Below are 21368 nucleotides of genomic sequence, written 5' to 3' on the forward strand. Positions count from 1 at the left end.
GTGCCCGCCTCAAAGATACTTGCTCCCTTCTCGGACAGTGAGGCTGGGCAAGGGCTGTTGCCCAATGAAAGCACGGACCTTTTCAGGTTCAAATTTAGCATATTGCCGTAGCGCCCAGCCGCTCGCCTTATGCAGGAAAAACTCCCTGGTGCCCGCTACCGCTCTAACGTAAGTGAATAGCCGCTCTGCGTCTGTGTCTGCCTTCCACTTCAGCTGGAAAAGCAAGGCCGCACGCTGGAACCAGAAATTAGAGTGCCCGATCCAATTATCTGGGAACCGGCTGATCAGCTCAGGGTGGCGCTTGAGTATGCGCCCCGCAATGGCCGGCGACAAAAAGTCTACCGAGTCCCACCAAGTATGGAGAGGGATCAGCTCTTCTACCAGCTCTAGGATATCAGCGCCATGCAACGAAATCTTGCGCTCGAGCAAAGCCTGAGTACAATATTGCAGTTCCCTGGGCGCATCCTCAGCGAAACAGAGCCTGCATACAGATTTGAGCGCTTCTGCCTCTGGCCAGCCATATTTGTCGGTATGTATTTTCAAGACCTGCTTCCGTTCTGGGCTTTTGACCCCGAAAAAGCGAAAATGCCCTTTCATATAGGCAGACATGGCCACTGCGTTATCCTGCCGGCCGGCATGAGCAAGGGCCTCCGCTAATGCCCGTACGTATGTTGCTGCACTTACCTGCACAGTTCCTTTATCCTAGACTTGAAAACAGCGGGCGTTGCGGGCTCCATATCCATTCGGAAAACCTTTTCCCGGGCTTTCCGGGCGTTGCTGATGCCCAAGTACAATTGCCCCTGCCAAACCCCTGCGACCACCACTTGCACATTGGCATTTGCAGGCACCTGAAGGGCTGCAAACCCCCTTCCGCTTTGGTACATCCCAAGTAAAGCAGACTGTGCAGGGACAAGGACAAAGGCTTGGCATGCGCTTACTGGCAGTGCCCCCAATGCAGGCTTTGCAGACACCATAACACCGCGCCCTTGCTGCTGTACTGCTGCACAACAGTACCAGCCGGGGGCGGTTGCGCCAAAGGAGAGGTAGTCACGGGCAGCTTGCCGGATGGGGGTTGCTTTGCCAGACATCAGCCGCCACTCTAATACCTGACCGCCCCTTACTGCTTTCAAGGTGGGGATGGCCTCTGAAAACAAAGCCCAAGATTGCCCTGGGCGGGGGCGGGAGCTTAGCGGCACGTCTACTTGCAAAGGCAGTATGCTCTCTTGTGGGGCCCCATTGATAAGCACCTTCAGGTGTACCTGCGCCCGAGGGCTATTGCTATTGCCGCCTGCAGGCCGCCCAGCAAGCAGATAATCTTCCAGCCCTAAAAGCTCTGTCATCCGCACCTCCACGTAGGGCACGGCAACCCTCCCAAACGCGAATGCAGGCAGAGTAACTCTTGTACCTTTCTCCCCCACAAGGACGGTCCTGCGGGCAGGGTTTACCGTGAACACTTGCTGCTGAGGCCGGTTCTTCAAGTATAAGACCTGTAGGCTAGGCACATGCTCTTCTACAGGCATAGCAGCTACAGTAGGCACTATCCCCGTTTCCATATCGCTACTTGCTGGTATTTTTTTCCTCATAGTACTAACGCCCTTGCAGGGCTGTACTTCTCGCACTGCAATGCCAAGAAGCCAGCCCCTTATTCATCAAACCGAACGAGCGCAAACCTGATTGCCGATTTTTCAGGCCTGCCCCTACCGCAAGGAGGGGACCTGCCCAGCCTTCTTCGCAGGATGAGGGGCCTGCCCCTGCCAAAAGGCAGGCGCCGCTATGCTGCGGGGCTCGCTGTCCGCTCGGCCCTATCGGGCTTATCACCCCTTCGCAGCGCTAGGCCAATGCCAGCCTAAAGCCAGGATAGCGTCAACGCCTGAGGCATTTTGGTTTACGCCCAACCTAACCATAATAGGGGGCTGCAACTTTATACGGTACTTAGGCCGCTAAGGTTTCGGCAAACCCTAAACTAAGCTAGCTGTTGCCCAGCAACTTAAGATTATGCCTTGCACCTGCTGCATTAAGTGAAAGTATAGCGCATTGGTTTTACCCGCAAACTGCCAGCCACTAGACCGAGTTATTGGATAGTATTTCCACGCTCTAAGCCTTTTCTGGTACGCGGCCTTTAGCTGTCAAAATACGGCCCAATCCACTAACTTTCCTGCCGGACAGGCAAGCAGAGGGCGCGAGATAGTAAGGAGCAAGTCAAAATCAAAAACCTTGGATTGGCGGACTACAAAAACGCTCCGGCCATTCAACAGCGGCCGGAGCATTTTAAAGATAAGGATATCTTTCAATACCCTTGGGTGCATCAACAAGGGCAAGCCCGGAAAGGCAGCAATCACAAGGGCTAAAAGGAAGGATAATTATTTTGCTAAACTATTTCAGTTGCTTGTTATGGCAGCCCTATCGCTACTTCTCCGGCCAACTGTGCCTCAGGCCCTGCCGCTCCCGAAGCGCTGAACAGCTGTAGGCGCAGGTTGATGGCAACCCGGCGGGTAGCCTGCCCGAAAGCATTCACTTCATAAGGGGAAGCACTGATGACTTCAAAAAAGGTGCCGGGAGGCTGAGCGCCCCATTCAGAAGAAAAGACATTGCCATCAACATCTGTATACATTAAGGCGACCCCATTGAGGGCTCCCGGAAAATGGGTAGCTACTTCGCTAGGCTGCACCTCAATAGAAAAGTCATTAAAACAGCCAGATGCAGCTCCGCCCGGCTGCCCGGGAATAATAGTTTGGCACTGCTGGGCTATGCAGCCGTCTAAGTTTATACCCTCCAAGCAAATATCCAGCGGGGCTTGGAAAGGTAGAAAGGTGGTAAACACCTCTCCTTCTACAACGCCCTGCCACCGAAAGGTCTGCACCCAGTCCTGCCCAGGGAGCACCGTTGCGATGATCACAGAATCCAAACCGCCCGAATCAATTTGGAAACCCACCGTACAGGGCAGCGCATTGCCCGATAGGGGCGACACCTGCTTGGTAGTCGTGCTCGTACAATTGTCCGCCATCGTTGTCGTCAGGGTAACTTCAACTGGCATCTGTAAATCAGGGATAACGGCAGTCTGCCCTATAGCAAAAACGCTGTCTGCCAGCTCCCAGCTGTGCGCTGCGGCAGCAATGCCCGAAAAATGCCCGGAGGAAGCAGACAAGACTGCCTGGAAGATTGTGTCTATGACGGTTTCTCCGGGGCTCAATACTGGGACAAGCCCCGGCAAAAGCAGGCTGTCTAATTGAGCCTCCCCTGCGGATTGAAACCTAAAGGAAAGCTCAGGAGGGCAACCAGATTGGCAGCCGAGCGCTCCCAGCCGGCCTGTTGCCTGCCACAGCCCGCTGCTGTCTATAGCCCCTTCGGTATACATAAAATACCCCTCAAGCCCAGCAGAAAGGTTCAGCGGGGCTCCCTCCACCTCTCCTGCAACGCTGAATACAATATCCCCCTGAGATGGGGGCGGCAGTTCATTGGGGTTGCAGCTCAGCAGCAGCAGAGCAATCATATTCCCCCACACTGCACGCCTCATTTGCTTTCTCTTCATAACTGAAAATATAGTGCCAGGTCTAAGCTTGATGGATTTTGATGGATGTGGCCTGTCAGGGCCCAATTGAATTGAGCGCCTAAACGCAACCGATGGCTGAGGGCGAAATCGTAGCCTGCAAATACCCCTGCCTTCCCGTTAGGCAGGGCGCCCAGTGCTAAGCTGCCCGATGCCCAACGCTCGGCATCGCCTGGGCCGGCCTGCTCTTCCAACTTGACCGTTTGGCTGATGAAACCGGTTCCAGCGGCCAGCCAATGGAAGCTCCCCCCCGCTCTCCACCGGTGGCGGCCCAAACGATAAGTAGCGCCAAGCTGCCCGCCAAGATAATGAAGGGCCGTAAAGTACTGTTTGAACGTACGCTCTTCCAGGCCGAACCCAAAAGCTTGCTGCACGCTCTGCCCCCCTTCTACCCTGTTCAACGGCTGCGCCCGGTAATCTAACTGTAAAGCCCATCCCCAATTCCCGCTGAGCGGCCCCTCTGCAAAAACACCTAGCAGAGCCCCGCCATTTATAGGATTAGGGTATAGGCTCCCGCCGGCTATTGCGCCAAAAGCTAAGTGGTTGCCGGCAACCCTGCGCACCGGTTTGATGTAGGGTTCAGCCATGCTTGCCCCGGCTATGCTGAAGGTCAGCGTTGGGAGCTTGGAGAAAGAATAGGCCCTCTGCCCGGGCTTGCCGGCAGGGCTTTCAGCATTTGAGGCAACAGCTTCCTCTGCTTGTAGCTGCCCCGTGCTGCTCCATCCCCCTACACTTGAAGCTGCCGGCGCTATTGCTTTACGCTCATCTGCCCCAGCAGCTTTCCCGAGCTGGGCCACCTGAGCTGTCCGGCCAGCGCTAAAAAGAGGGCCCGTGTGTGTTCTCTTTGCCTTAGGGCTTGCAGCCTGCTCAGAATCGATCGTTTGTGCACGGGGCAAAGCTTCATCGCTAGCCCTTCCGCTACGCTGCCCTTCAACAGCAATTGCCCCGCTACGGCTTGCTACCGGCACTGCCAGTGCCTGAAGCTCAGGGGCCAGGCAAAGCGGAGCCCAAAAAGCGAGCAGGCCAGCTGTGACAACAATAAAAATGCCCAAGAAAAACCATACCCTGGCCTTGCCGCGCTGCCGGTCCCGCTCGTCCAACAGCGCAGACGCAGCTTCCCAAGCAGATTCGTCAAAAGCCAAATCCCGCTCAGATAGTTTTTTTTGAAAAAAATCATCCAGTCGATCCATAATACTTCTTTGTTCAGACTGCCCGGTAAATGCCCATAGCCCGGCTCATCATGTCCTTCAATTTCTTTCTTGCAGAGGACAAATGCCAGCGCGAAGTCCCTTCGCTAATGTCCAATAGCGCTGCTATTTCTGCATGATTGTAGCCGTCAATGGCAAAGAGATTGAACACCTTAGCTGAAACCGGTGGAAGTTGCTGTACCATTGCCTCCAATTGTTCTGCATCAAATTGCTTTTCTGCCTCATTGTAATCGACAGGAGCCGTTTCCAAGTCTTCCCCTGGCTTGTCCGACAGGGCGATCAGCTCCTTGACTTTCCGGTTTTTCCGGAAATCATCGATGAGGGTATTGATGGTAATCCGCTTGGCCCAAGGCAGGAAAGGCACCTCCTCGCCCAACTGATCCAGGTGGTCGAGTATTTTCAAGAATGCTTGGTTTAAGATACTGTTGGCGTCTGCCTGATTGGACCGGTACCGTAGGCATACCGCCATAAGCGGGGGATAGCAAAGTTTGTACAGCGCAAACTGAGCTCGCCTGTCGTTCTTCAAACAGCCTTGTATCAGGTCGCGGCTAACTTCCAAAACGGGGCTTAAATTCGGTGGTCCTAAATAATACCCCGGGGGCAGTTTCGAGCACTGCCCCCGGGGGGCATTGATTACGCGCCCCTAAGTTAGAGCTTTATCAGCTTCCGCGTCACCTGATGCCCATCCATGGCCACTTGCAGCCAGTACACCCCTGCTGGCAGTGTGCCCAAAGGCAAGGTAACCGTCTGGGCTCCAGCCTGGTTTTGGTGCGTAAGCTGTAGTTGGCCCTGGCTGTTGTACAAGCGGATGGCCTTGGCCAACGCCACGCCTTCTATATCAATGGTCACCGATCCGCGGGCGGGGTTAGGGGAAATGGCAACCGTTGTCAGCTCCTTAAAGGAAGTGGTAGAGCTGATGGCGTCTGCGCCTACTTCAAAGTATAAGCCTTCCACCCTGGGGTTATCGGGGCTGAGCGTCACCCAGTAAAAAGCCTGGTCATATCCTGGCACTTCTATGGCCACCTTGTAGGTCCCCCAGGCAAGAGAAGTAAATTCAAAATTGCCGTCCGCGTTGGAATAAGCATAAGCAACCGGATTTTCAGACTCGTCCAGTACAATCACTGTAGCACCTTCCAACGGCCCGCTGCTGCGCACATCAATATCGCCAGGCAAAAGGTTGGCGCCATCTTCTACGTAGCCGCCGATAAAGCCAGGCCCGCCAGGGTTTTCACCGGGCAGCAGCGTGATGCTGGGCGTCCACCAACTAGTGAACGGCAAGGTGAAGGTGCTGGCTTCGTCCCACCAAAGGACATTCCCGAAATAAGTGGGCAGGTGGCTTTCATAACCATAGGCCCCCTCAGCAAGTGCGACTTTGATGAGGTAATCGCCAGCTGGCTGTGGGTCAAAAGTGAAACTCGATGCGCCAAAAAACTGTGCATCCAAAGCCGTAGTATCTACTGCGGTCAGCGTCCCTTCTGCTTCATCGTACTGGATCAAGTAGGCCCAGCCTTCCACATATACCTCTTGGAGGCTATCGGGAAGGTATGCATAGCCATTGATAATGTAAGGCTGGTTGGGGTCTGGGACATAAGTACAGGCTGTCACTTCACAGCCAAGGTCCGTAGAGACCGTGACACAGAGGCTCCCTGGCTCAGCATTGGCCACAATTGGGCCAGTGGTGCCATCGCTCCATACAAAAGAAGCCTCGCCAGAAGCACCGGAAACTACTGCCTGGTAAGTGCTGCCTTGGAGCAAAATGATTTCCACGATGCAAAGGGAGTCATTGGGCGTGATCAGTTCAACAAAGGCACAGTCAGTAGCCGTACAGCCATTAGCAGAAGTGACCGTCAGGCAATATTCCCCGGTAGCGGTAACCGTGATGCTTGAGGCGTTTTCCCCTGTGCTCCAGCTGTAGGCAAATGGCGCTTCGCCACCTGCTACGGCATTCAGCTGAGCGCTGCCTTCCCCCATGCTGCCCACGGATACGATAGCATAGCAGGTAGTATCCTGGGGTTCTTCCCAAGTATAGCAATCTATGGCGAAACAGCCGTTGGCATCCGTGACGGTGACACAGTAGTTGCCAGGAACAGTTGGGGCTATAGCCTGAGTAGACTGCCCGGAGCTCCAAGAGTAGGCGAAGGGCGGCAGCCCTGTTGCATTTGCCGCCAGGCCTGCTGTAGAAGAAGCAATGGAGACACCGCAAACCGGCTGTACATCGCAATAGGTAAAGTCAATAACGACTGTGTAGGAGGAGGGGTCCCAAGTCCCGTCCCCAAAAAGGATGCTCCCATCGCAATTGGTTATGGAAGCGAAAACCCAGCCTTGTGTATCCACTTCGCCAATTTCCAGCTCAGCAGAATACGCCCCGGCCTCATCGGTGAGGGCGACAGCAGTAGAAAACCCTCCACTGATAAGAGAATCGGTCATGATATTGACCACCTGCCCGGCAATGGGGCTGCCATCGCTGTCTGCAACGGCCCCGCTCACGGTCAGTGTCTGTTGAGCCTGTAGTGTAGCCCCGAAAGCGAGCGCCAGGACGAACAAGCTGATTGTTTTCATAGAACGCATATTCAATAGAATTTTGGATGGGCAGCAGCCCGCGGCCTTCAGCCACCCGGGCGGACTTTAGCATCGCTGAGCTTATGCCAGTTTTAAATAATCATTTTACTTTGTGCCGGGCCGTCTGCCCTTTCGCAAGGCCCGTTCACCTACATACACGGAAGGAATAGCCCCGGCGTTGGGCAGCCACAAAAAAAAAGTTATGAAGCCACTTGCAGAAAGGATGCGCCCCCGCACATTACAAGAATATAAAGGGCAGGAACACTTGGTCGGGCAAGGTGCTGTGCTCAGGCAGGCGATTGAGTCGGGCAAAGTCCCTTCCTTTATTTTATGGGGGCAGCCAGGCATTGGGAAGACCACGCTCGCTCGCATTATAGCCAATGAACTAAAACGGCCTTTCCAAACCCTTTCTGCGATCAATTCGGGGGTAAAAGACGTACGGGAGGCCATACAGCGGGCAAAAGGGCAGCGTTTTTTTGACAGCCCCAACCCTATCCTTTTCATTGATGAAATCCATCGCTTTAGCAAATCTCAGCAAGATTCGCTGCTTGGTGCTGTAGAAGAAGGCACCATCACCCTTATTGGAGCGACCACCGAAAACCCTTCGTTCGAAGTCATACCCGCCTTGCTTTCCCGCTGTCAGGTTTATGTACTGCAGCCTTTGTCCAAAGCCCACCTTGTAGCCTTGATCGACGAGGCCCTCCTGCAGGATGAATTCCTTAAAGGGCAGGACATCAAAATCGAGGAATACGAGGCCATGCTCCTTCATTCAGGCGGCGACGCGCGCAAGCTGTACAATATCCTGGAGCTCGTCACCAACTACGGGAAAGCATCCGAGGCTATCCTCATCAACAACAAACTGGTGACAGAGAAGCTGCAGCAGAACATCGCGCGGTACGATAAATCAGGGGAGCAGCACTACGATATCATCTCTGCTTACATCAAATCTATCCGTGGGAGCGACCCCAACGCAGCAGTGTACTGGCTCGCCCGGATGCTTGAAGGTGGGGAGGATGTGAAGTTCATTGCCCGGAGGCTGCTGATTGCTGCCTCAGAAGACATCGGCCTGGCCAACCCCAATGCCCTTCTCATGGCATCGACTGCATTTCAAGCGGTACAGGCTGTTGGCATGCCAGAAGCCCGGATCATCCTCTCTCAAGCAACCATCTACTTAGCGACCTCACCTAAGAGCAATGCTGCATACCTAGCTATCAATCAGGCGCAAGCCAAAGTTAGAGAAACGGGAAACCTGCCTGTCCCTCTCCCATTGCGCAACGCCCCAACCCAACTCATGAAAGCGCTCAACTACGGGAAGGGGTATCAATACGCCCATGATTTCCCAGGCAATTTTGCCCCTCAGGCTTTTCTCCCCGAAGAGATTGCGGGCGAAAAGCTGTTTGACCCGCAGGATAACCCCGCGGAGCGCAAATTGCGGGCGCAGCTCAAAAGTTGGTGGGATGGCTGGTACGATTACTGATGCCTATAAGTATTTTGGCTGCGGCCCACCTACAGGCAGGTCTGGCAGAATAATGTCGCAGGCGTTGATGCTTTTGGGGCTTCAGCCTGGCATTGGCCTAGCGCTGCGCAGGGGTGTAAGAGCTGTTCGGATTTTACCCTTCGGGCTGCTCTTGCCAACTTTTGTCCTGCTCTTCGTTGTTTTTCGGTCACGTAGCTAGGCTATGTTCCCTCAAAACGCCTCGATCAGGGCAAAATTTGGCTGCGTTCGCTCCAAAAGCAAAATCTGAACAGCTCTAAGCCCGACAGGGCCGAGCGGATAGCGAGCCCCGTAGCATAGCGGCTCCTGCCCGCTGGCAGGGGCAGGCCCCTTAAAAAGACGGCAAACTAATTTGCGCCCCTTGCCGTAAGGTAAGAGCCATGCAAACAAAAAAGGCTGTGCAAATGCACAGCCTTATCTTATAATCCCATGAACATATCTAAATCGTGATGTATCAGTACCGTACAGAATCTTCCTCAATAGAAACGACCCTATTATAACCAATTAGCTTTCTGTACGCTGACCAATAATATTTTGAGCAGGGAAAACGGTAAGCCGCCCGTTTTAGTGCCGGGCGGCTCACTACTAACAAATTATAATCCCATGAACATATTAATCTGATGAAGCAACTCGATTGCTACTTTTTGCAAGAGTTATCTTCCTTTCACGTTACAAATATTGGGCTATTTACAGCGGATAACAAAGACACCTCACAGCAATTGTGAATACAAAAAAAATGCGCAACCCCTTCCCGAATTGGCTCCTAAGTCTTTTTTGTGAAAAAAAGGCATGCAATAGGACAAAAAAAAGTCGCACATTTCTGTGCGACTCTAAGCAATGATTATAATTCCACGAATGTATATACAACTTAAAAGGCGTTTCAAGCCTTTGTATTTCAGGTGTTTAGCAAATTAAACGGTAGTCAGGGAAAAAAATTATCAAGACCACCTTAAAATCAGGTCAAATTTAGCGTAAAACTTGGAACTTCTTATTGACTACGCCATCCTTTGTGAAAGCGCTCAACACATACATCCCGTTTTGGAAATTCGTGAGGGGCACCTGCATCCGATTCCCGAAGACGGCCTCTGTATCATAAAGAACCCGTCCGGTCAGATCATAAACAACTACTTTTTGCAGGTCGCGCTGCCCGTTCATATGCACATTGATGAAGTCCCTATTTGAAGGGTTGGGGTACAGCTTCAACAAGTGCTGATCGAGAGGCTGTGCCTCGTCTTCTTCATCAAAAAGAATGTGTACGGTAGCACCAGAGACATTCATCCCGAAGGACTGCCCGGCTCCATTCATGACCGTAGAGGTGCCGCCACCGACTTGGAGGGCCAGTTCGTTGTCATCATCACGGAAGCCATCAAGGTCATCGGAAATGATAAACCTCACCGTACCGATACGGCCGTGCCCGCTTGTGGCAATCGCATTGGTGCGGGTAAAGGCGGCATCAAGCCTCCCTGCCTGATCATCTCGCTGCATATGAAGCACTGCCGAGTTGTAAGTCAGCCAGCTATTGGATTCAAAATCAATAGCTACAGAGCCAGGCACTACGAAATCAGGGTTGTAATTGAAGGGGAAGGTGAAGCCATAAATATTTTCGGCAGGATCATTAGGCGTACCGAGCAGCATAGGCAGCTCTACCAAATCGCCGGGGCTGACAAAGATATTGCCCGACAGCACGATCTCATCCTCATAGTAAGGCATTTTCACAGCAGTCATACTGTGGGCACGCCCATAAAACTGGCTAATTGCGACCGTATCGAGTGCGGTAATCACGCTATCTCCATCTGTATCAAGGTGCTTGAGGTCTATAGGCAACACTTCAACGGGCCCTTCCCAGTCATCGCCATATTGGCCGTACCAAACATCGAAATTGACATCTGAGCGGGGGTGCCCCACCTCTCCTGTGGCCAAGCCTATCGGCAGGAGGTCTTCCATATTCACTACGCCATCAAAGTTGGTATCACCAGACCAGATGCAATCATCAAAACACATTGGGCTCTCCCCATCCCCTACATTCAGGATTTCGATATCGATCTTTACGGTTTTCTGGAAAGCACAGCTGCCATTTGCACGGACGCAGTAAGTCAGCTCGATTTCATCATTGCCCTGTTCCACCCCTTCATTAGGTATATAAATGACAAGGTTATAGCCTTTGACTTGCTGCCCAAAGATCAAGGTATCCACATGGCCTTCCAAAAATTGGGTTTGACCCATGCTGCCGCTTTCAACGATCTCGAAATTGTAGGTTTGAATGGGCACACTATAGCCTACGATAAGCGGCGTCTTTTTAGGCGTGCTCATTTGGAAATTCGTGAGGGAGGGCTCGTATTCACTTACATAAACATAAACCTTAGCAATTTCAGAATCTCCAGCGCCTCCGGGGGGGCAGGAAGAATAGGTGAACCAATCCACTCCGGTAAACCCGGCAGGGGGAGTGTAGCGGAATACGCCCCGGCCATCTGTTTGAGGTGTGTAGCTGACCGTGCCATACTGTGCCCCCTGCTGCAGGTTGACACAGCTCGCACTATTGCCGTAGCCATCGTTCGCTAAAACGTTGAACTCTGTTTCCCCATCGAAAGGCGTAATGTACACCTCGTCATCAACGGCAAAGGTATTGTCCTCGAAGTCAAGCACCTCCACTTGAATAACCTTAGACATGCCATTGTACTCGAAAACGAGGTAATCACCCCCCGTGAACCCCTGTTGGGGCTGATAGGATGCGATAAAGCCAGACTGATCATAAGTGCCGTTTTCCGGGCTTTGGACCAGTAGGTATTCTTGTGGGACAAAAACAGGGAGCTCCTGCCCACGTTCAGTGAAAAGGACCGTAGTATCAGGGATATGCCCTTCCTCGCCCAAGACATTTACGATGACCGTGCCCCTGTCACAGGCGCCGGCGTTGTCGCAGACTACATAGTTGAGGTAAGCAATGCCCTGAAACCCCGGCGCAGGGGTAAAACGGATTTGCGGGCTGCCGCTCACGAAATCGGCGGTGCCGTTGTTGACAAGCGGGATATTTTTGATGTGGATATTGCCCGTAGTCGTAAAATCGTTAGCCAGGACATCAATAAACACCTCTTCGCCCGTGGTCGTCGTTGCCTGATCAGGATGAGCAGCGACCGCTGATGGCTGTACCGAAATGTGAAAATTAACCTGCTCGTAGGTAAAGACAGAAGTATTGGGCTGTTTTTTCCAAACCAAAACCCGGAAGTTGTCAGAGCCCAAAGCCCCGTCCTCCCGGCGATAGGTGAGGGTGTAATGGAAAGGCTCCGTTTCTATCCAGGAAACGGTGCCAAATTCTGGCTGTGAAAGCAGCGTAGGGTCATTCGGCTCCGAAGTGAAGTCAATCTGAGCCGTAACTGAACTGTAGCCAGGAGCCTCGTAAATAGTATCCCGGACAGTCTCCTGCGCCCAGGCCATCACAGGGAGCCCGAACAAAAGCAGGATTTGGAACAGTTTTTGCTTGTGTAAAAATACATTCATGGATTGTGGATTTGACCTTGGCTTCATCGTGGACTATGAAGCCAGGTTTTCATTGCTTGCGTGAAACTAAAGTACAACAATTCTAAAAGTTTGTACGCATTTGAGACGGATAAGTTCCGTCTTGCGTACTCTCGTTTCCTTCTCTTTCATCCGGCTGATGCCTAAAAAGGCTAGACAAACCTAAAGGAACAGCTAGATTGTGAAAAAAATATCCTTACTTTTGTGCTTAATCCCGGTGCTATAGAGGGGCTTTCAGACCGGTCTTGATGTAGTTTTCGTTGCTATGGTCCAAAAATAACTAAAACACCTGACATGCACAACAGTAAGCTGTATGCCATCCTCAGGCACTTTGACAAATACGAGCAGAACCGGTGCCGCAAATACATCACCTCGCCCTACTTCAACCGCAGCGATGCCCTGGCCAGCCTGTACGACCATTTTACGGGCCATATCAATGGCAAAGCGGTAAAGCTAGGGAAAGAAGAGGTGTGGGAGGTTTTGCAGCCAGGCTCCCCTTATGATGATACCCGCTACAGAAAATACTGTTCTGACCTGCTCAAGCTCGTCGAAGGCTATCTGGCCCAGCAGGTCTACGAGCAAAACCCCATAGAGCAGGCTGCGCACTTCATGCAGGCCGTTGAGAACAGGAGGATCGATGCCCTGACCGCTACCGCCATGCGGACGGCCAAGCGGATTTCGGCCAAACAAAAATACCGTTCTGCAGACTATTACCTCCATCAGTACCAGATCGAGCGCCAGAAGTACGACCTCACCGAGTTTGAAAACAAACGCTCCGACCGGACCAATATTGAAGACATTTCTAAAAACCTCGACCTCTTTTACCTTGCTGAAAAGCTCCGTATCCTTTGCGCGGGGATCACTCAGCAGACTTTCGTCAAAGTAGAGTACCAGTTCTCGCTGGTCAATGAAATATTGCAGGAGCTCCAACAAGTAGATTACAGCGACTACCCCCCTGTTGCACTGTACTACCAAATTTACCTGACCCTCACAGAGTCAGAAAAAGAAGAGCACTACCACAAGCTCAAAAACCTGCTCAATGATTACGGCCACCTCTTCCCTGCCAGGGAGGCCAAGGACGTCCTCTACATGGCCGCCCAGAATTATTGCATCCGCAAAATCAACAAGGGCAACCGGCAGTTCACCCAAGAGCTCTTTTCCCTTTACCAGGACCTCCTTTCCAAAGACATCCTCACTGTGGACGGTGAGCTCTCCCCTTGGTATTTTAAAAACATCATCAATATTTCTCTGCGGGTGGGCGAATACGACTGGGCAGAAGAGTTCATCAAGGCGTATTCCCCAAGCCTGCCCGAACAGGTACGGGAGAACTCCCTCTCTTACAACCTCGCGCAGGTTTTCTTTTTCCGTAAAGAATACGAAAAGGTGCTGGAGCAACTGAGGAACGTAGAGTACGATGACGTCGCCTACAACTTAGGCTCAAAAACCATGCTGCTCCACACCTATTATGAAACGGATGAGATCGAGCCCTTGCACAGCCTGTTCGAAAGTTTCCGCGCTTACCTCAACCGGCATAAAGACATCCCGGCCAACCGGAGGAAAAACTACGGCAACCTCATCCGGTTCACCCGCAAACTTACGCGGATCGTCCCCGGAGACCATGCTTCTGTAGAAAAACTGCGCAAAGAGCTCGGTGAGACCAAAAATGTTGCAAGCCTAAACTGGCTAAAAGAAAAGCTGGCAGAACTGGAGCATTGAATAGGCCCAATTGATTATTGGCTGCCGCATACCCACCCTGCTCTTGACGGCAAAACCGGGTGTTCAGCCTTTTCAAAACACGGCAGCTGAAATATGTACAAAAAAAATAAAGCCTTGTAAACCAATGGCTTACAAGGCTAATTTGTAGCGGGAGCAGGACTCGAACCTGCGACCTTCGGGTTATGAGCCCGACGAGCTACCAACTGCTCCACCCCGCGATTTTGTTGACCGCTTTGCTCTTCTGCGTTAGCGGACTGCAAATATATAGGCACATAATGGGATAAACAAGTTTTTTTTTAAAAAAATAAAAAAACAACTGCCCCGCTACTCGTTTCCTTTACGCTGCCCCTAGTTCCTTAAGTCATAAATCTCTGATAATTAAGTTGAAGTTATTTTCCGGCTAATCAAGGCGAAGGGTCGCGACTTTAGCCCGAGCTAAAGGAGCGGTTCTTTAACGAAGCGTAGGCGGAAAAGAACGAAACTTGGGGTAGCAAGGGTTTATGGCTTGAGGCACTGGGCACCAAGGCTATCTTGGCTTATTTTTCTAGAGCGTGTTGGGGTTTTGGCCTTCTAGTCGAAAACGAGCAAATTTTTGATTAGACGAGACCCGAAAACCGGAGTTTAGCCAGGCCCCGCTTTTGATGCACAAAAGCGGGAAGGATTTCCGGGGCGGAGCATGAGCGAAAAAGAGTCCCGCTGTCTAGCGGGATAGACCGATTACTAAAGTCCCAATACGCTCTTAGTGGCCATAACTCAGCTTTTGTCATTTGGATGTTAATATTATTCCCTGCAAAAGGAGATATTAGCATTTTATTTTTCGGCAGCTGGTGCAAACACAAAATTTGTAAACCTCTGGCTTCCGTTTTTTCCAGCTTTCTGCTGATTGGCTAGGCCTTCATCCTGCCAACGCGCGAAAAAAGCATTCAATGCACTCTCGTTCTAAGGAGCGTGTTGGGATTTTGGCCTTCTAGTCGAAAACTAGCAAATTTTTGATTAGACGAAACCCGAAAACCGGAGCTTAGCCAAGTCCCGCTTTTGATGTACAAAAGCGGGAAGGATTTTCGGGGCGAAGCATAAGCGAAAAAGTGTCCCGCTGTCTAGCGGGATAGACCGATTACTAAAGTCCCAACACGCTCTAAAACCTAGATGTACAGCTTTGTATCCCTTTGCGCTTTCAACAAAGCACCAGCCCAAAGTCGTGCAAAACCTATCATTAATCGAAAATTCAACTTTTCCAGTGTAAACTCCCTCTTCATGAAAAAAGTGTACTTTTTTTTACTAGCGCTGCCCTTGCTCGGGCACTACACCCTCCAAGCACAGGAAGATTGCCCCCAAGGGGAACGCCTGCTCCTTGTTGAAATCCTCACTGATGCCTACGGGTACGAAACAGCATGGTCTGTATCAGACCCGGCGGGCAATGTGTATGGCAGCAGTGATTTTTTCGCTTACGAAAACAACGCCCTCTACCAGGCTGAAGTCTGCATACCAGACTCCACCTGCATTGCATTCAACATCGAAGACTCTTTCGGCGATGGGATTTTCTCCCCCGGCTACTATATGCTGGTCTTGGACGGAGATACCATAGCCTTGGGCGGGCAAAACTTTACCGATGCCATTGAGGAGTCTTTCAATTGCCAGCCCGGGCAGAAGTGCAATACGGCTATCACCGTATCAGAAGGCCAATACATCGCTGAATTTGACGACACCTGGTATTCCTTCACCCCTGATTCTGTAGGGACCTACCTCATCAGCACGTGCGGGCTAAGCGACTGCAATACCAAAATCTGGATTTACGACACCTGCAACGGTATTACTATTGCCGAAGACAATCAGAGCACCATATTCTATAATGACGATGAAAATGACTGCGCCCCACAAGCAGTGGTCGAGGCGTACTTTGACCCCGAGGCGACCTACCTGATCCGCATCGGAGACCATGAGGACGCCTGCGAAGGGGCCATCAGCTGGGAGCTCACCTACACCGGGCCGGTCGTAGGCTGCACAGACCCGGCCTCCTGCAACTTCAACCCGCTCGCTTCCGTTGATGATGGCTCCTGCCTGCCCCAAGGCGACCCCGATTGCCCTGCTGCACCGGACCTCCTCATCCGGCAGGACATCCTCGAGTCTTCCATCTACCTGACCACCATCAACTCCACAGACCCCTGCCTGATCGAGGAAGGCTGCCTGCACGGCTATGGCCAAAGGGATATCATACGGTTTACCACCCATATCGCCAATATCGGAGAGCTCGACTACTTCATCGGCCAGCCAGCCTTTTCCAATACTCAATTCACTTGGGACAACTGCCACAACCACTTCCACTATGATGGGTACGCAGAGTACATCCTCTTCGAAGAAGATGGCACGGAGCTCCCGATCGGCTTTAAAAATGGTTTCTGCGTCATCGACCTCGGATGTACGACGGGCTCCCCTCAGTACGGCTGCAACAACATGGGCATCACAGCAGGCTGCCACGACATCTACTCCTCCGGGCTCGAGTGCCAGTGGATCGACATTACCGATGTACAGGACGGGCGCTACACCTTTGTCACCCGGGTCAATTGGGACAACGCGCCGGATAAGCTCGGCCGGGTAGAAAGAGATACCCTGAACAACTGGGCACAGGTCTGTATATTGCTCGACCGCTCTTCCGGAGCCTTGGAAATCTCTCTGGATGACAATTGCGACCCCTATGTAGACTGTACAGGTACGCCTTATGGCGGTACAGCCGTAGATTGCAACGGCGAATGCGGTGGCACCGCCCTCCACGGAGACCTCGACTTCAACGGGGAACAGGAAATTTCAGATGCCATGGAATACGTCACCAACTTGTTCGATGACGACCTCGATGCCCTCCCTTGTAACGACCTGAACGCTGACGGGGAAATCACAGTGTACGATGCTAGCCTGCTCGCCAACTGTGTCAACTACGGCGTAGCTCATGCTCACGATGGCAGCGGCGCCCACGACCACTGCAATTTCCCCGCTGGGCTTACCAATGAAACCGATACTACTGTGCTGGCCATCATCGGCACCAATTTTGAAGAAAACTACGTCGATATCGGCCTGTACAACAATTCTGCCCGTATCAACGCCTATCAATTCGAAATGAGCGGGCTAGAGATCATGAGCGTGGAAAGCTTAGTTGACCCCGAAGAATACCCCGCTGCTATGTACGGGGCTGGCCAACGGGTAGTCGGCATTTCCTATCAGGACTCTACCATCAACAAAACCAATGCCATTCAGCCCCTCTGCCGGGTTTACTTCAGCCAGGCTACGGCCGATTATATCTGCATTGAAGAGGCCACAGAGGTCATCAACTACCATCAGGAGCGCACCCTGACCTATCTGCTCAATGCATGCGTGGAGTACGAAGCGCCGGTGGGCCTAAGGAATGCGCTACGGGAGGTGCCGGTCTCCGTTGCGCCCAACCCTTTTGCCAATGAAACACTGCTCTCTTTCCCGAACCCTAATCAGGAGGAGTTCCGCCTGGAAATCCTTGATGCTCAGGGCAAGATAGTACAGGCTATTGAAGGCATATCCGGCACTCAGGCCCGCGTGGACGGCTCCCAATTGCCTGCCGGGCTTTACTTTTTCCGCCTGAGCAGCCAAACAGGAATGGCCAGCGGAAGGCTTTCTGTAAAACGTTAACAGCAAGTATCGCCAATCGGGCACAAACCGGATTGCCGTTCTTTTGGGGCCTGCTCCTGCCAGCGGGCAGGAGCCGCTATGCTGCGGGGCTCGCTATCCGCTCGGCCCTGTCGGGCTTGCCACCCCTTCGCAGCGCTAGGCCAATGCCAGGCTGAAGCCCCAACAGCAGCATAAACGCCTGCCACATTTTGGGGTTCCACGCCCCTCCAATCTAAGGCTAAAAAAGCCCGGTGCGCTTTGCAAGCGCAACCGGGCTTTTTTATAGCGGAACAGAGGGCCTAAAACCAGTACTCCAGCATGTGCTGCTTTCTTCAGCTCAGCCGGGGGAGGCTATGATCTGCGCCCCCCAAGCACCGGCGGCCCCAACAGCAATAGCTGCCGGGGCCGTTGCCATCAGCGCCCCTCTTATTGCTTGACCCACTTGAGGGTGTGCCTGCCCTCATTCAGGATGACCTGCACCAGGTATTGGCCAGCTGGCCAGGCAGCCGCATCGAGGGCTATCTCAGAGACGCCAGAAGAGAGCCGCGCCAAATGGGAGGCTACCTGCTGCCCCTGAAGGTTGTACACTTCAATTACCGCATCTTTGGTGCTTTGTGCTGCAATCCTGACCGAAAGCTGAGCTGACCCCGGGTTTGGCGAAAGTACAATAGGGCGCTGCACCTCGGCCGTGCTGCCCGTATTTAAGGTCATAGCGCCCAAGCGTATATTGTCCAGCAAGATATTGTCACCACGGTTGAAGGGGTCGAAAGCTTTGCCCATGCCCGTGCGGGTCTCAAAACAGATCTCAACCTGCTGCCCCTCGTAGGCGGACAAGTCAGCCATTTTATTTTCAAAAGGCCCCGTGGCCAGCGACTCCGGGATGTACACCCCGCCTAAAGGCTCACCATCTACAAGCAGGCGCATCGCACAGACCCTTGGGCTGCTGCCCGGCACCTGATTGGACAAAAACACGGGAGACCAAGACTGTTTAAAGTCAAAGGTCAGCACGGGGTCTGATATTTGAGAAAGATCAGCGCAAAGGCAAACCTCAGCACCATAATCGGCATTCAACTGCCAAATTTCGTCGTTCGTGCCAGGCAGGATAAATTGGCCCTGCTCGTAAGCGGCGTAGCTATTGGTCCCTGTTATCTGTAGCCCCAAGCCTCCTGTAGCAGCAGCTTCTTGCGTCAAGCCTACAGCTACCCCTTCGCCAGACAGGACAAAAAAGGAATCCAGAGCTTCCTCCGCCCCCTCAAAGGTGAGCAGGCCTTGTTCTTCCACAGGGATGGGGTTGGGGGCCTGCCATTGCAAAAGCGTATCGTTGGCATTGAGGTAATCCGGCCCATAACTGACCCAAACATCAAAGCTGTTCGCCCGCTGTACAGGGATGCTTGCCTGGGTTTGGAAAACATGGGTAAACGCTTGCCCACGGTAAAGGGTCTGTGGCACTGTGGTAGCCTCAGAAACCACCGCCCCCCCATTGAGGCGGTAAGAAACGGTGAGGGGCTCGCCTGCTGCAATGGAGTCGCAGCCCAAAAAGACTATATCTGCGGCCACAGTTTCATCGCCCAAAAAACAGCCGGGGCCGGGCTGGCCTACGTTACCGGTTTTCAAATCTACATTCTGAGCCAGGATATTGTCTATGCGCAGCACCAGCGTGTCATTTTGGGATATATTATCCCCTGCCAGGGCCGACCAGATTCTCACTTCATGGTTGGCCGGGGCTGCCAGTGCCGCTGCTGGGGCAGAGAAGGCAAAGCTGAGGGTGTCTTGGTGCTGAAGCGCAGCAGGCAAGAAAAGGGTATCGGCAAAGACCGCTCCACCGTTGACCTGAAATGCGAGCGGGATGGGAGTGCCTGGCGCCAAACTGCTGTTGCAGCTCTCAAATGCTAAGCTGATTTCCAAGAGGCCGTCCTCCGGGAAGCCACAGGACAGGGAGTCTACATTGAGCAGTGCAAGGGGGCGCAGGTCATTTTCCGCAAAGGGCTCCCCTACCCCGACAGCCTGCCAGGCTGCAGTGGCTTGTGCAACCTCAAAACTGCAAGGCCCGTAGAGGTCTTCCGCAGCGAGGATGCTGCCAATCCTTGCATCGTGGTAGCCCGAAAGCTCGGTCAGGTAGAACTGAAGGTTGCGGAAGGCGATAGCTGCGGCAGTGTCCAGCCCTAGCCCGTCCACGGAAAAAGTGTCCATATTATCATTGGTGCCAGCACCGCCTTCTGTCAACAGGTAAAACCAGTGGTTTTGCACACCGCTATTGGTATGTACGCCGCCATTGTCGCCGGAGCCATCAAACCAACGGCTCCCCAGGTAAGTATCAGGGTGGCCATCCTGTCCGGGATCAGCCATATTCCTGAACCCATCGCTCTGCAGGTCTGCATCCTCTGCTATGGTCCAGTCAGCCAGTTCTGGCGTAGCATAGAACTCTACGACTGCACCGAAAATATCACTGAAAGACTCGTTCAGAGCCCCGCTTTCGTCTTGGTAAATCAGGCCTGCCGTATTTTGGGTGATGCCGTGCACAAACTCGTGGGCCACTACATCCATCGTAGCCAGAGAAGAGAAGGTGGAGTTGTTGCCATCGCCGAAGGTGGACCAGCTTCCGTTCCAGAAAGCGTTTACAACGTTGTTGCCGAAGTGCACATAGCTGATGAGGGGCATGCTGTCGCCATCCACCCCGATGTAGTTGTGCTTTTCCGCGAAATAATCGAAGGTCATCTCTGCGCCCCAGTGGGCATCAGTAGCCACCTCGTCCTGATTGGCATTGAAGTTGTCCCAGTAATTGTCTTGATCCCAAAAGTCTACTGCATCTTCTACATCCTCCCGCTTGCGCAGATTATAGGTCTCTATGCCTCCGCCGCGGGTGGTTTCCACCAAGCGGAAGGAGTCTGTGCCGACAGAATCGGTGACAATGGTGCGCTGCCCACTGTACTTGGTCTCCGCCTGGGCAGGAGTATTTTGCGTATGCAGAAGGTTGAGCTGCAGCAGCAGGGCGCCCGAATAGGCGTCGAGATAAACCCCTTCCCTCATTTGCGGCTGTTGTGCCTGTACGGTCATGCGGTAAGCCAGGCGTGGGGAGCTCAGCCCCTTGCTGAGGCCGTGCCAAGCCCATACGAGCTCCGGTTGCGGGTAAAAAGAAGTATCCGGGTTGCCAGTGATGCGCTTCAGCATGCGCTCCGCCCCCCAGCTTTCCCAGGAGTAGCGCTGCGCAGGCACTGCCCGGAGCGCTGCCCGGACTGCCTGCGCCTCGGTCAGCACCGCGCTGACCGGCTGATGCCCCAGCCCTTTGGCCCACCTCCCGTTCAGCATAGTTGGCGCTCCGCCACGGGTATGTACCAGCAGCTGTGCGCCTGCTACTTTTATGCCATCGTGGTACTGCTGAAAGCGGTAGTGTTTCATGCCCAGAGCATCCTGCTGCACCTTTGTCAGCCGGAAGGTGGTGCCCGGCCCAAGCCCCAATGCTGCATGCGAGGCGCGCAGCAGCGCAGCGGGGCTCAGCCCTGCGCCATTATGCACTTCGTACCAATACCCGCTGTCATCCATCGGGATGAGCCGGGCGCTGCTCTGCCCTGCCGGGCCAGGCGCTGGAAGCTGAAAAGACCAACCCAAAAAGGGCAATGCAAAGCTTGCCATGAGAACGTAGAGGAGTTTTTTCATAGGAAGGGTGTATTTAGAGCTTACTGGGGCTTTAGCAATGGGGCTTCAA

General features: G+C 53.1%; 11 protein-coding genes and 1 tRNA gene. 3 read left to right on the forward strand and 9 right to left on the reverse strand.

Annotation, left to right across the window (positions count from 1 at the left end; all coding sequences use genetic code 11):
• Positions 1-9: 9 nt before the first annotated feature.
• The 6 genes from FRY97_RS04695 to FRY97_RS04720 all read right to left on the reverse strand — a co-directional run bounded on the left by FRY97_RS04695 (position 10) and on the right by FRY97_RS04720 (position 7323).
• On the reverse strand, positions 10-690 hold the full coding sequence (locus FRY97_RS04695) for a DNA alkylation repair protein (RefSeq protein ID WP_170254503.1): 681 nt from the start codon (positions 688-690) through the stop codon (positions 10-12).
• Positions 681-1553 carry a hypothetical protein gene (locus FRY97_RS04700; RefSeq protein ID WP_147166282.1) on the reverse strand — a complete coding sequence of 291 codons (873 nt, stop codon included), beginning with the start codon at positions 1551-1553 and terminating at the stop codon, positions 681-683. Before FRY97_RS04700 ends, FRY97_RS04695 begins: the two co-directional genes overlap by 10 nt.
• Positions 1554-2389: 836 nt before the next feature.
• A complete protein-coding gene (locus FRY97_RS04705; protein WP_147166283.1) occupies positions 2390-3529 on the reverse strand; it encodes a hypothetical protein in 1140 nt (379 codons plus the stop codon).
• Positions 3526-4737, reverse strand: coding sequence for a hypothetical protein (locus tag FRY97_RS04710; RefSeq protein WP_147166284.1), 1212 nt, complete (start codon positions 4735-4737; stop codon positions 3526-3528). Before FRY97_RS04710 ends, FRY97_RS04705 begins: the two co-directional genes overlap by 4 nt.
• Before the next feature lie 13 nt (positions 4738-4750).
• Positions 4751-5314: an RNA polymerase sigma factor gene (locus FRY97_RS04715; RefSeq protein WP_170254504.1), complete on the reverse strand. Its 564-nt coding sequence runs from the start codon at positions 5312-5314 to the stop codon at positions 4751-4753.
• Positions 5315-5403: 89 nt separating this feature from the next.
• On the reverse strand, positions 5404-7323 hold the full coding sequence (locus FRY97_RS04720) for a carboxypeptidase regulatory-like domain-containing protein (RefSeq protein WP_147166286.1): 1920 nt from the start codon (positions 7321-7323) through the stop codon (positions 5404-5406).
• A gap of 193 nt (positions 7324-7516) precedes the next feature.
• Between FRY97_RS04720 and FRY97_RS04725 the strand changes: the two genes are divergently transcribed.
• Entirely contained in the window at positions 7517-8791 is a 1275-nt protein-coding gene (locus FRY97_RS04725) for a replication-associated recombination protein A (protein ID WP_147166287.1), read from the forward strand.
• Between the two features lie 984 nt (positions 8792-9775).
• Here FRY97_RS04725 and FRY97_RS04730 read toward each other — a convergent pair.
• Positions 9776-12301 (reverse strand): Ig-like domain-containing protein, encoded by a 2526-nt coding sequence (locus FRY97_RS04730; protein WP_170254505.1) that lies wholly within the window; start codon positions 12299-12301, stop codon positions 9776-9778.
• Positions 12302-12613: 312 nt separating this feature from the next.
• On the opposite strand from FRY97_RS04730, the gene FRY97_RS04735 reads away from it, so the two are divergent.
• Positions 12614-14035 (forward strand): hypothetical protein, encoded by a 1422-nt coding sequence (locus tag FRY97_RS04735; RefSeq protein WP_147166289.1) that lies wholly within the window; start codon positions 12614-12616, stop codon positions 14033-14035.
• A gap of 145 nt (positions 14036-14180) precedes the next feature.
• Here FRY97_RS04735 and FRY97_RS04740 read toward each other — a convergent pair.
• Positions 14181-14253: transfer RNA gene (locus tag FRY97_RS04740), tRNA-Met, on the reverse strand.
• 1036 nt (positions 14254-15289) lie between these two features.
• On the opposite strand from FRY97_RS04740, the gene FRY97_RS04745 reads away from it, so the two are divergent.
• Positions 15290-17686: a lysyl oxidase family protein gene (locus FRY97_RS04745; protein WP_170254506.1), complete on the forward strand. Its 2397-nt coding sequence runs from the start codon at positions 15290-15292 to the stop codon at positions 17684-17686.
• 405 nt (positions 17687-18091) lie between these two features.
• Here FRY97_RS04745 and FRY97_RS04750 read toward each other — a convergent pair whose 3' ends face one another.
• On the reverse strand, positions 18092-21319 hold the full coding sequence (locus tag FRY97_RS04750) for a M4 family metallopeptidase (RefSeq protein WP_147166291.1): 3228 nt from the start codon (positions 21317-21319) through the stop codon (positions 18092-18094).
• Between the last annotated feature and the right edge of the window lie 49 nt (positions 21320-21368).

This window comes from Phaeodactylibacter luteus, assembly GCF_007993045.1.
Lineage (GTDB): Bacteria > Bacteroidota > Bacteroidia > Chitinophagales > Saprospiraceae > Phaeodactylibacter > Phaeodactylibacter luteus.